This is a genomic window from Pseudomonas sp. MDT1-16 (assembly GCF_054898115.1).
Genome location: NZ_CM142717.1, coordinates 1,047,073 through 1,059,633 on the forward strand (window position 1 = coordinate 1,047,073; position 12,561 = coordinate 1,059,633).

Consider the following 12,561-nt stretch of genomic DNA (forward strand, 5'->3'; position numbering starts at 1 on the left):
GAACGCATTGAATCGCTTCTATTTTTCTAATCAAGGGATATGGCTGTCATGGATTACCGCGACTACGTACGACCGAAATTCGTTGACCTGATGCAGGCCCTCGGCCTGGAGTGCCAGTTTCACCGGGCGTTGGGCAGCAAGCTGTTTTACCGCGACCCACAGGGCTGCGATGTGACCGTCACCGACTTTCTCGGCGGTTATGGCGCTGCGCTGTTTGGCCACAATGACCCGCAGTTCGTCGATCAACTCTGCGGCCTGTTGCGCGCCGATGTGCCATTCAATGCACAGATGTCCGTGCGTGGCGCGGCCGGTCTGCTGGGACGCGAACTCAGCGAGGCGTTCAACCGTGAGCTGAACAACAGCGAGCGTTACATTTCGACCTTCTCCAACAGTGGCGCCGAGTCGGTGGAAATCGCCGTCAAGCATGCCGAATACCGCCGTCAGAAAACCTTGCAGAAGCAGTTCGACGAACGGGATTTCGCCCTCGCCAACCTGACCGCCAGCGACAAGGCCTATGTCGAGCTGGACATCGACGACCTCGACCTGCCTGCCGGGTTGCTGCCGGAAAATCTGTCTTACGTGACCGTGCGCCAAGTGGTGGAAGCGGTGCGTCAACACAACCTCGCGCAGCTGCATGTCGAGCCGGTGTTCGTCGCCCTGCGCGGCAGCTTCCACGGCAAACTGGTGAACACCGTGCAGCTGACTTACGGCAAACAGTACCGCCAGCCGTTCGCCCGTTTTGGTCTCAACGTCGAGTTCATCGACCCGCTGCAGCCCCAGCAACTGCGGGACTTGCCGGCCCGTCACACGCGGCATTGGCTGGGCCTGGAGTGGCGCGGCGAGACCCTGCAGGTGCGCCGTGAAGCCTTTAGTGCAATCACTGCGGTGTTGCTGGAGCCGATCCAGGGTGAGGGCGGTATCAACGAGTTCGCCAGCGAGTTCTACCTGGGCCTGCGTCGCCTGTGCAACGAGCAGCAATGCCCACTGATCATTGACGAAGTGCAATCGGGTTTCGGCCGCACCGGCACCTTGCTCGGCGCCAGCCATTTCAACTTGCAGGGCGATTATTACTGCCTGTCCAAAGCGTTGGGCGGTGGCCTGATGAAAATTGCCGCGACAGTCATTCGCGCCAGTCACTACGAAAACGACTTCAGCTACATCCACAGTTCGACCTTTGCCGAAGACGATGCGTCGTGCCATATCGCCCTGTCGGCATTGCGCCGCTTGTTCGAGAACGACAACGCGATGCTCAAGGACGTGAACAAAAAAGGCGAATACCTCAAGTCGTCGTTGCTCGAACTCAAAGCCGCGTACCCGGACGTGATTGCCGATGTGCGTGGTCGCGGATTGTTGCTGGGGTTCGAACTGCACGACCTGACCGGCACCAGTTCGCTGGTCCAGGCGTCGGCGCAGTACAACGATGCGCTGGGTTACATCATCGCCGGCTACCTGCTGCAATTCGAATCGCTGCGGGTCGCGCCGTCGGGCAGCAACGCCAACGTGATTCGCCTGGAACCGCCGGTGTGCATCACCTTCGAGGAAATCGACGGCTTGATTGGCTCGTTGCAAAAGGTCTGCGACATGTTGCGTCGCCGCGATGCCTTCCCGCTGGCGGCCGGGGTGTGCGCCGACAGCATCCGCGAAGTACCGGCACGCGAAGTGAGCTTCAAGGCGCTTGAAAACCTCCCAAAGCCTGACGAGAGCGTTCGCGTGGTGGCGCGCGTGGCGTTCATCAATCACCTGATCGATTCGGACATGCTTAGTGATGTCGACCCGTCGCTGTCCACCCTAAGCGCCGAACAGAAGCGCGAGTTCATCAAGCGCATGGCTCCGGAGCGGCGTGCCGCGCCGATCGGCCCGGTGCTGATTCGCTCGAAACTCGGCACCGCCGTGGAGTTCACCCTGTACCCGTTGTGCATGGACTCCGATGCCATGGCCGCGTACATCGCCAGTGGTGACCTGGACACCATCCGCGACGAAGTCGGCAATCGCATCCGTGATGCCCGGGCTGATGGCTACAGCGTGGCCGGTCTGGGTATGTACACCTCGATCGTCACCAACAACTGTCAGGCGCTGAAGATCCCCGACATGGCACTGACCTCCGGCAACGCGCTGACCATCGGCATGGGCCTGGAAGCGATCGAGCAGGGCTGCAGGCAGCAGGGCCTGGAACTGAGTCAACAGACGGCTGCGGTGGTCGGCGCGGCCGGCAACATTGCCTCGACTTACGCCTCGTTGCTGTCCACCAGTGTTGAACACCTGATCCTCATCGGTAGCGGTCGCGACGGTTCCCTGCGGCGCCTGGAGAAGACCGCCCAGCTGATTTACGCCGAGGCCGCCCGCGCGATTCTCAAGGGGGTCGCCGAGCACGATCGCCTCGCCAGCCGATTGCAGAAACTCGACGGCATCGACGCTTTGTTGCAGGCCCACGGTGCCGGCGCCGACCTCGGTCAGCGGGTGCAGCGCCTGGTCGAAGAGCGCCTGGGTGCGAATGCGTTCATCACCGTCAGCAATGACCTTGATGTGCTGAAACAGGCGCGCATCGTGCTCTGTGCAGCGAATGCTCCTCAACCGTTTCTCGGTGCCGAACACTTCGCCGAAAACAGCGTGATCTGCGACATCGCGGTGCCACTGAACGTCGATCAGAACCTCGCAAGCCAACGGACCGACGTGCTGTACATGCATGGCGGAATTGTCCAGACACCGCTGGGCGATGGCCTGATCCGCAATGTGCGCGCCTACCTCAAGCAAGGTCAGTTGTATGCCTGCATGGCGGAGTCGGTGTTGATGGGCTTGTCCGGGATGAAACAGCACTACTCCTACGGCGATATCAGCCGCGAGCAGGTGCAGCAGATTCGTGCCCTGGCCGCGACCCACGGCTTCAGCCTCGCGCAGTTCAAGACTGACAACTCACTCTAAGGAACGGTCATGCCGAATAAAGTAGCAGTGGTGACCGGTGGCAGTCGTGGCATCGGCCGAGCGATCGTCCTGGCCCTGGCCGGCGCGGGTTATCAGATTGCGTTTAGCTATGTACGCGACGAAGTGGCTGCCGCGTCCTTGCGTGACGAGGTCCAGGCATTGGGCCTCGAGTGTCTGGCGCTGCAATGCGATGTCAGCAGCGGCGACAGCATCAAGGGCTTTTTCGAACGAGTCGACCAGCATTTTCAGCGCGTCGATCTACTGGTCAACAACGCCGGCATCACCCGTGACGGGTTGCTGGCGACGATGCCGAGCCGCGACATCATCGAGGTCATCCAGACCAACCTGATCGGCACCTTGCTCTGCTGTCAGCAGGTGGTGCCGGGCATGATGCGCCAGCGCAGCGGTTGCATCATCAACATCAGCTCGGTGGCCGCACAGAAACCCGGCAAGGGTCAAAGCAACTATGCCGCGGCCAAGGGCGGCGTCGAAGCGCTGACCCGCGCCCTGGCGGTGGAGTTGGCGCCGCGCAACATTCGGGTGAATGCGGTGGCCCCGGGCATCGTCAACACCGAAATGAGCACGGCGCTGATTGGCAGTCAGGAACAGGAAATCCAGTCGCGCTTGCTGATTAAGCGTTACGCCGAACCCCATGAAATTGCCGAGGCGGTGCTGTACATCGCCGATCGTGGTTTGTACCTGACGGGTGAGGTCCTGCCGGTCAACGGCGGGTTGAAAATGCCATGAGCCGGACCATTCTGATTACCGGCGCCGCCAAGGGCATCGGCCGAGCGGTGGCGGAGAATTTTGCCACCGACGCCGGGCACCGCTTGATCCTGCTGGACCTGGATTTGCCGGAACTGCAACGCTGGGTCGACGAGCAACAAGGGCAGATCAAGGCACGGGTCGAAACCCATGCTGCGAACATTGCCGACCTGCCGGGCATGGAAGCATTCTTCAAAATGCTGGCCAAACAAGTGGATTACGTCGATGTGCTGGTCAACAGCGCCGGCATCTGCAACGAGAATGAACCGGAAGATTTACACAACTGGCACAAGGTGATTTCAGTCAACCTCAACGGTACGTTCTACGTCACCTCGTTGTGTCTGCCGTTGATGCCGGATCGCGGGCGGATCATCAACATGTCGTCGATCCTCGGCCGCGCCGGCAAGGTCCGCAACACCGCGTATTGCGCTTCCAAGCACGGCATCGTCGGCATGACCAAAGCCCTGGCGATGGACCTGGCGCCACGGCTGATTACCGTCAACGCGATTCTGCCCGCGTGGATCGATACGCCAATGTTGCGAGGTGAACTGGCGGCGCAAGCGGCCATTGCCGGGCTGACCCAGGAACAGATCCTGCGCAACGCCAAGAAGAAACTGCCGATGCGGCGCTTCATTCAAAGCGAAGAAGTCGCGGCGATGGTGCGTTACCTGGCCAGCCCCGAAGCGGGCGGGGTGACAGCCCAGAGCCTGGTGATCGACGGCGGTGTCGGGTTGGGAATGTAGCCATGCAGGGGTCACACATCAGCCGCACCACGTGGGCGGTTTTAGCGTGCATGGCCGCGCAGCCGGCGTTGGCTGAATTGACGGTCGAGGACTTCAAGCCGGATTACGCCGATGCCGAAGTCGGCGTGGCCACCGCGTTGCGCTTGCACGGTGACGACCAGGTCACCCAGAAGGCCATGTATTTCAAGGCCAACCTGGAAGACAACTGGGACGGCGGTTACTACAAGGCCAAGGGCCGGGTGCGTTACGACGCTCGCTACGACGGCAACAATCCGTACAGTGAACGGGCGCGGGACAAATACCGCGTCGACGCCGACTGGCGGCATTTGTACTGGGGCCAATCGGTGGGCGACGGCGAGGTGACCATCGGCTGGCAGCAAGTGGTCTGGGGCCGTGCCGATGAGTTGCGGGTGCTCGATCAGATCAACCCGCTGGACTATCGCGATGGCCTGACTCCGCTGCTGGAAGACAGCCGGATCGCGGTGCCCATGGTGCGATTTGCGCAACCGGTGGGCGAGTGGGAACTAGAGGCGCTGTGGGTCACCGATTTTGTCAAAAACCAGCCGCCGGTGGCGGGCAGCGAGTTCGACGCGCCGCTGTTTGCCGCGCCGGATCCGCAGTACTTTCTGCTGGATTCCAAGCCCGGCTATGACGGTGACAAGGGCTTTTCGTATGGCTTGAGCGCCAACGGCCGGATCGGTTCGGTGGACACCAGTTTCGTCGCACTGAACGCCCGCCAGCAAGACCCGGTGTACGCCGTCGAAGGCTTGGCCGATGACGGTCGCACTCGGCTGGAACGCCAGTTTCCCCGTTACACCATGGGCGGCGCGGGGCTGGCGATCGACGCCGGTCACAGCATCGTGGTGCGCAGCGAAATTGCCTGGTTCGACAACTGGCGGGTGACCAATCCGACCCGTGCCTACGGCGCCGACAGCACCCCGATGGTCAAGTCGTTGCTGGGCGTCGACTACCTGCTGCGTGACTGGCTGATTTCCCTGCAATGGCAGGAGCAGCAATTGCTCGACTGGCAGGACGGCATGCTGCAAGACAAGCATGAGCACCTGTTTACCCTGTCGGCCGAGGGCACCCATTGGCAGGACCGACTCAAGAGCCGGCTGGTGGTCGCCGCCTCGCCACCGTTTCAGGACGATGCGCTGTTGCAAGGCATCTTCACCTACAAACCGGTGGACTGGATCAAGCTCGGGCTTGAAGTGGACGTGTTCTTCGGCAAGCCCGACAAACCCTTCGGCGAGTACGACAACCGCGATCAAGTGCGGCTGTCCGCCGGTTACCTGTTTTAACCCCATGACGCCTGCGTGCCCCTGGCGCATTGGCTCGACCGTACTTATTTGACGAAAAAGGAAGTTCCCATGTTGCCGCTATTCAAAAGTCTGACCGCTGCCGCATTGATCCTGAGCGGCGCTTGCGCCACCGCCGCCGACGGCCAGAATGCCGATGAAATCATCCGCCAGGTGCGGGATCGAAACGACGGTAAAAGCTTCCTGTCCCAGGTGTCGCTGATCCTCCACGACAAGAAGGGCAATACCCGGGTTCGCGAGTTCACCTACCTGCAAAAGGATTACCCGGACAGCGACAAATTCAGCATGTATTTCTCCGCCCCCACCGACGTGCGCGACGTAGCCTTTCATATCGAAAACCCCCACGAAACCCTGGGCCTGGAAGACAGCCAGTGGATGTACTTGCCGGTCAGCCGCCAGACACGGCGGATCTCCACCACCGACAAGCGTGGCTCATTCATGGGCAGCGAGTACTCCTACGCCGACCTGGACAAGATCCGGGTCAAGGATTACACCCAAACGCTGGTCGGCGAAGAGCAGGTCAAGGGCCGCGACTGCTACGTGATCGAGCGTGAGCCGGCGTCACCCGAGGTGTTGGCCAAGACCGGCTACAACAAACTGAAAGTGTGGATCGACAAGCAGAATTTCCTGGTCATGCGTCAGGACTTCTTCGACGTCAAAGGCGTGCTGATCAAGCAGATGCGTACACAGAAGGTCGACACCATCGACTCGATCGACAGCATCGTGCTGAGCGAAACCGAACACTTCATCGACGGTACGCGTTCAGAGATGCGCTTCAACCACCTGCAATACAACGTGCAACTGGAAGACCGTTTGTTCACCCAGACCGCCATCAAGCGCGGGCTGAAAACCGGCGACGTGCCGGACTTTGCCGTGTCTGCTCGCTAAGCGCCGACCCCGACGACCCTGGAACGCATGATCATGGAAAGATACCTGAACTTCGTCGAGCGCTATGCGCGGGCGATCGTTTTCCTGCTGGTGGCGGTCACGGCGTATTTCACTTATACGCTGGGCTCGCTGATCTCCGACACCAACCCTTATCTGCTCAAGGAGACTCATCCGGCGCGCAAAACCATCATCGATCTGCAAAGCGAGTTCACCGGCACATTTGACTCGGTGATGGTGGCCATCAACCACCCGCAGACGGTGTTCAACAAGCCGACCCTCAACGCACTTTTTTCGATGTCGCAATCGGTGCGCAAGATGATCCTGGCCAACGACGCCGACAAGGAGCAGTTGACGCAAATCGTCGCCAAATATCCGGAAGACAGCCGTGCGCAGTTGTTGGCGCGGGACATTCTGGAGAACGGTTTTTCCCAGAACGACTACGCCCAGGCCAAGGCCCTGCGTGATTACGCCCAGAGCCAGAACTGGGATGCCCATGATCAGCTGTTCCTGAGCTTTCTCGCCGAACGGATTAACCCGATTCGCGAAATGGCTTCCATGGGTGATCTGGAAAACATCGTGCTGACTCACGATGGCGAGTTGCTGATCCACAAAACCCTCAACGCCTACGACATGGACCCGGCGTTGGTCGAGTCGCAGATCATGGGCAACGAGCTGATGGTCGACGGGGTGGTTTCCAAGGACAAGAAAGTCGCGATGCTGGTGGCCGAGCTGGGCACCAAGCAAGACGATGCCCAGGCGCAACTGCGCGCCTACCAGATTGTGCGTGGCATCGTCGCGGACTACCAGGCGACGCACCCCGAGTTCAAGGACGAGATTTTCATTGCCGGTATGCCGATCTTTATCGCGGCCCAGCAGGAGATCATCGACCATGACTTGGCAGTGCTGTTTCCGATTGTCTTTTTGCTGATCACCCTGCTGTTGATTTTCTTCTTCCGCAAACCGCTGGGCGTGCTATTGCCGCTGTTCAACATTCTGTTCTGTACCATCTGGACGCTCGGCCTGATGGCCTTGTTGCGAGTGCCATTCGATTTGCTGACCAGCGTACTGCCGGTGTTTCTGTTCACCATTTGCTGCTCGGATGCGATCCATGTGATGGCCGAGTATTACGAGCAGAAAAACGCCGGTAAAAGTAACCGCGAAGCCAATCGCGAGACGCAACGGCTGATGATGGTGCCGGTGGTGTTGACGACGGTGACCACCATCGCCACCTTCATGATTTCCACCACCAATAACATTGTCAGCATCCGCAATTTCGGCGTGTTCATGTCCATCGGCCTGACGGCGGCGCTGATCATTTCGCTGTTGCTGATTCCCGCCTGGATCTCGATCTGGGGCAAGGACCAGACTCCGAAAACTCTGGCTGCCGTGCACAAGGAATCGATTATTTCGCGTTATCTGGTGGCGTTTTGTGCGCGACTGATTCAGTGGCGCAAACCGATCCTGATGGTGACGCTGCCGTTGCTGGCCCTGATGACGGTGTTTACCTTGCGCGTCGATATCGAAGACTCGGGCATCGCCTATTTCAAGCCCGAGAGTCATATCCGCGTTTCGGACCAGTTCATCAACCACGCCAAGGTCGCGGGCACGGCACCGGGGTGGATCGCCATCGACAGCAAAGAGCCGCGCGGTGTGCTGACCACCGAAGTGGTGCAGTTCATCGACAAGCTCGACCACTTCATCAAGCAGCAACCGCATGTCAGTTACGGCTACTCCCTGGCCACTTACGTCAAGCGCATGAACCTGGTGCTCAACGACATGAACCCAGACTACTTGCGCGTGCCCCAGGCACTGGAGCAGGTCACGTCGGTCAATGACGAAGGACAGATCGAGCGGTTCGAGGTGCCAGGCAATTCGCTGATCGAGCAACACGTGATGCTGTTCGAGAACGGCGGCGGCTCGGACCTCAATAACGTGCTCAACGCCGACTACTCCAAGGCGTTGACGCTGTACACCATGACTTCGTCGGTGGCCAGCGACTACCAGGGCATGCTGGATCGGCTCGATGCCTGGTTGCTGGTGAACAAACCGGCCAACCTCGAAGTGACGCACGCCGGCACTCCGTTGATCTGGACCGGCGTGTTGCAGGAAATCACCCAGGGCCAGGTCCTGAGTTTTTCCCTGGCATTGGTGGTGGTCACGCTGATGATGATGTATTGGCTCAAGTCGGTACGGCTGGGAGTTCTCGGCATGCTGACCCTGTTGACCACCTCGGTGACGGTCTATGGCTTTATGTTCCTGTTCGGCATCGAGCTGAACATCGGCACGACGCTGGTGACGTTCCTGGTGGTCGGCGTGGTCGATTACGCGGTGCACCTGCTGTCACGAATCAAACTGCTGGTGCAGCAAGGAGTTCATGTCGATGCGGCCATTTTACAGGCGATGCACAGCGTCGGCCGTTCGACCGTGGTCAACGTGGTGATTTTCTCCGTGGGCTTCATGGCGCTGCTGTTTTCCGACTTCAAGCCGATTGTCGATCTGGGCGCACTCGTAGCGATGGCGCTGTTTTCCAGCGGTGTCATGACCATTCTGCTGGTGACGCTGGTGTCGCCGTGGTTCTTCGCGGCGATTGTTTCGGTCGCGCCGGTGCCTGGACAAGATCGAGCGGTGAGGGAGCCAGCGTTGAGCTGACCTGATGACCGGCAACGCAGGTGCGCAAGTGACCTGCGAGCCGGGTCATCCAGCGCAGCAGAGTATTCAGTTCAGGGTATTGCTCGGGTTTTTTTCGCCATAGCGGGCGATACGCTCGAACTGACATTCCTCTCGAGCATCGTTGAGGTTGTTTTCGAACGCTTCGAGGCCGTTGTGCAATTGCTGTAGAGCGCCGATCTGGGAGACCAGCTCGGCCTTTTTTTCGGCGATCGCTTTTTGCGCCATATCCCACGGGAATTCATCATCGTGGTAGTTGTTCAACATCACCTGCAGCTCTTTGAGCTTGAAACCCAGTTGCTGGGCGCACTTGATGAACGTCAACACCTCGACACTTTGCTGGCTGTAGATGCGGTATTTGCCTTCACGCTTGGGCTCGGGCAACAGGCCGATTTCTTCGTAATGGCGAATGCTTTTAACGGTGGTGCCCGACAGTTGGGCGGCTTTGCCGATATACATAAAGATCCGTCTCGATGATCAAACAGGGCGTAGCGCGACCAGGCATCAAGCCTGATCGGAGGGAATAATATAGTGAATAACCTTTAAAGGTTGCAGCCGTGTGTAAATGACGCGCACAAGCGACGAACGACCGCTTGAAGGGGACGTGGGGAGGGGCTGACGGCGTCGAGCGCGCCGTCAGCAAACAGCGAGGGGCGCGTCAGCTGCCGGCGGTGACCCGGGCCTGTTCCAGCCAGGCGTCACGCTGGGTCGACTTGGAACCCAGGATCGGCCCGAAGGTCAGGGTCTTCAACGGCTTGATGCCGCAGAACTCCAGGGTCGTCTTGCGCATCTGGTGCAGGCCGGGCATGCGATAGACCCATTTGTAATACCAGGGCGGCGTGTCCATGGTCACCAGCAGGTGTGCGGTCCGACCCTTGAGCAATTTGTCGGGGAAGGCCTTGCCCTCACGGTATTTGAAGGCAAAACCGGGCAGGAAAATGCGGTCGAGAAAACCCTTCATCAAGGCCGGTATCCCGCCCCACCAGATTGGATAAACGAATGTCAGATGTTCGGCCCAGGTGATGTCGGCCTGGGCTTGCAGCAGGTCCGGCTCCAGCGGCTGGATTGTGCGATAGCCCTCGTGCAAGACCGGATCAAAGTCCAGCGCATCCAGACGCAGTAACCGCACGTCGTGACCGGCATCCTTGGCGGCCTGGACGTAAGTTTCGCTCAGCGCCCCGCAGAAGCTGTCGGTGGAGGGGTGACCCAGAATCACGAGCATTCGTTTGCTCATCGTGTGTACTCCTGAAATGAAGCTCGCAGCATAGAGTCTGCCCCTAACGGCAGAGTCAAGGCGTTCCCGACGTCAGCGCCTCCAGCAAAGCCCGGGCGTAACCGGGCAGGCTGTCGAAGTCGCGGGCACAGATTTTCAGTGTGCGGTTGGCCCAGTCTTCGGGAAGAGAGCGAGTCGTGACCGCTTGCACCTGCGGCCAGCGCTCGATGGCCATCCGCGGCACGATGGCCAGCCCTGCACCATGAGCGACCATGCGAATGACCCCGTCGAAGCCGTCGGCGCGAATGCGGATCGGCATGCGCTGGCCAATGTGCAAGGCCTGTTCTTCCAGGTGGATCGCCAATGCACTGCTGGCGCCCAGGGCCACATAGTCGTGGCTCAAGGTGTCGGCGAAGGTCAGTGACGGTTGTTCGGCCAGGGGATGGTCAGGAGGCAAGATCAACACCAGCGGGTCATCGCGAAACGGCCGGGTGTGCAGGTCATCTGTGTCCACGACGTCAGACACGATCCCGAGGTCTGCTGCCCCTTGACGCAAAGCATGGGTGATGCGGGTGCTGGGCAACTCTTGAAGGTCGATGTCGAGATTCGGATGTTCGCGCAGAAAGTCCGCGAGCAACTCCGGCAGGTATTCGGTGATCGCCGTGGTGTTGCACAGCAAACGCACCTGACCTTTGACGCCCTTGGCGTACTCGGCCAGGTCCTGTTGCATGCGTTCGGCTTGTTGCAGCAGGGGCCGGGCGTGTTTCGCCAACGCTTTGCCAGCCGGGGTCGGCGTGACACCGCGACGACCGCGTTCCAGAAACTCGGTCCCCAATGAAACTTCCATAGCGCGGATGCGAGCACTCGCCGCCGCCAGGGACAAATGGCTGCGAGCCGCGCCGGCGGTGATATTGCCGCTATCGAGGATGTTCAAGTAGAGGCGCAGGTCGGTCAGGTCGAAGTGCATCGATGCAGCCTCTGGATGTTGGTTGTCCGGGCCGACGCCTTCGCGGGCAAGCCTCGCTCCTACGGAGGTAATGTCGGTAGCACGGTTTGGCTGCGACCATCACTGTAGGAGCGAGGCTTGCCCGCGAAGGCGTCCGCAGCCGCAACGAAAATCTCAGCCTCTTGTCAGGAGAGAGGCTGCCTCAGTATATGGCAGATTTCCAAACCGCCAGTCCGGGCTCAGGATAGCGCCATGAATACTCTCTCCGCGTTCTATCAAAACCTCGGTCTGGCCCTTTCATTGATGGTCATCGCCACTTTTCTGCTGGCCGGCATGATCAAGGGGGTGATCGGCCTCGGTTTGCCGACCATCGCGATGGGCTTGCTCGGCCTGACTATGGCTCCGTCGCAGGCTGCCGCGCTGCTGATCATCCCCGCGACGCTCACCAACGTCTGGCAACTGGCATTCGGCGGGCATTTGCGAGGCTTGATCAAACGGTTGTGGCCGATGTTGTTGGCGATTTTCATCGGCACCGGGGCCGGCACATTGTGGATCGGCATGGCCAGTGGTCATTGGGTCGTGCGGGGGTTGGGCGCTGCGCTGTTGCTCTACGCTTTGAGTGGTTTGTTCCTGCCGATCTTGCGTGTCGGCAGTCACATCGAACGTTGGCTGGGTCCACTTTGCGGCATGTTGACGGGTGTCATCACTTCGGCCACCGGCGTCTTCGTGATTCCGGCAGTGCCTTATCTGCAAGCGCTGGGCTTGAGTAAAGATGAACTGGTGCAGGCGCTGGGTCTGTCGTTCACCGTCTCGACCCTGGCCTTGGCCGCCGGCCTGTTATGGCGCGGCGCGCTGGGCGGTGGCGAGTTAAGTGCGTCGTTGCTGGCGCTGATCCCGGCGGTGCTCGGCATGTGGCTGGGGCAATGGCTGCGCCAGCGGATCAGCGCCCTGCTGTTCAAACGCGTGTTCTTCATCGGCCTTGGCGTGCTTGGCGGCCACTTGCTGATCAGCGGATAGCCGGGTCTTCGCGTGCAGGATGAAGCCTTGCATTTGACTCATCAGAAATCTCCTCAAGTTCAGAATCGGCACAAGTGCATGGCA

Annotated in this window: 10 protein-coding genes; 7 read left to right on the forward strand and 3 right to left on the reverse strand. The window is 59.9% G+C overall.

The features are described from left to right. The first annotated feature begins 48 nt into the window (after positions 1–48). From ACYZT3_RS04610 to ACYZT3_RS04635, 6 genes are all read left to right on the forward strand, one after another. Entirely contained in the window at positions 49–2,919 is a 2,871-nt protein-coding gene (locus ACYZT3_RS04610) for an aminotransferase class III-fold pyridoxal phosphate-dependent enzyme (RefSeq protein ID WP_462031603.1), read from the forward strand. 9 nt (positions 2,920–2,928) lie between these two features. Next, a complete protein-coding gene (locus ACYZT3_RS04615) occupies positions 2,929–3,666 on the forward strand; it encodes a 3-oxoacyl-ACP reductase family protein (protein ID WP_282374832.1) in 738 nt (245 codons plus the stop codon). Further along, positions 3,663–4,427, forward strand: coding sequence for an SDR family NAD(P)-dependent oxidoreductase (locus tag ACYZT3_RS04620; protein WP_282374833.1), 765 nt, complete (start codon positions 3,663–3,665; stop codon positions 4,425–4,427). The genes ACYZT3_RS04615 and ACYZT3_RS04620 overlap by 4 nt, the downstream gene beginning before the upstream one ends. 2 nt (positions 4,428–4,429) lie before the next feature. Further along, the gene (locus ACYZT3_RS04625; protein WP_462031604.1) at positions 4,430–5,728 is read left to right on the forward strand and encodes a DUF1302 domain-containing protein; all 1,299 of its coding nucleotides are present in this window, start codon (positions 4,430–4,432) and stop codon (positions 5,726–5,728) included. A gap of 69 nt (positions 5,729–5,797) precedes the next feature. Then, positions 5,798–6,634: an outer membrane lipoprotein-sorting protein gene (locus tag ACYZT3_RS04630; RefSeq protein WP_282374834.1), complete on the forward strand. Its 837-nt coding sequence runs from the start codon at positions 5,798–5,800 to the stop codon at positions 6,632–6,634. Positions 6,635–6,667: 33 nt separating this feature from the next. Next, positions 6,668–9,283 carry an efflux RND transporter permease subunit gene (locus tag ACYZT3_RS04635; RefSeq protein WP_282374835.1) on the forward strand — a complete coding sequence of 872 codons (2,616 nt, stop codon included), beginning with the start codon at positions 6,668–6,670 and terminating at the stop codon, positions 9,281–9,283. A 66-nt stretch (positions 9,284–9,349) separates the two neighbouring features. Here ACYZT3_RS04635 and ACYZT3_RS04640 read toward each other — a convergent pair whose 3' ends face one another. The 3 genes from ACYZT3_RS04640 to ACYZT3_RS04650 form a co-directional block, all read right to left on the reverse strand. Beyond that, positions 9,350–9,760 (reverse strand): MerR family transcriptional regulator, encoded by a 411-nt coding sequence (locus ACYZT3_RS04640; RefSeq protein ID WP_282374836.1) that lies wholly within the window; start codon positions 9,758–9,760, stop codon positions 9,350–9,352. Positions 9,761–9,959: 199 nt separating this feature from the next. Continuing rightward, positions 9,960–10,535: an NAD(P)H-dependent oxidoreductase gene (locus tag ACYZT3_RS04645; protein WP_282374837.1), complete on the reverse strand. Its 576-nt coding sequence runs from the start codon at positions 10,533–10,535 to the stop codon at positions 9,960–9,962. Positions 10,536–10,590: 55 nt separating this feature from the next. Next, the gene (locus ACYZT3_RS04650) at positions 10,591–11,481 is read right to left on the reverse strand and encodes a LysR family transcriptional regulator (protein ID WP_282374838.1); all 891 of its coding nucleotides are present in this window, start codon (positions 11,479–11,481) and stop codon (positions 10,591–10,593) included. Between the two features lie 231 nt (positions 11,482–11,712). Between ACYZT3_RS04650 and ACYZT3_RS04655 the strand changes: the two genes are divergently transcribed. Beyond that, complete coding sequence (locus tag ACYZT3_RS04655; protein ID WP_462031605.1) at positions 11,713–12,477, forward strand: sulfite exporter TauE/SafE family protein; 765 nt, start codon at positions 11,713–11,715, stop codon at positions 12,475–12,477. Positions 12,478–12,561: the final 84 nt, after the last annotated feature.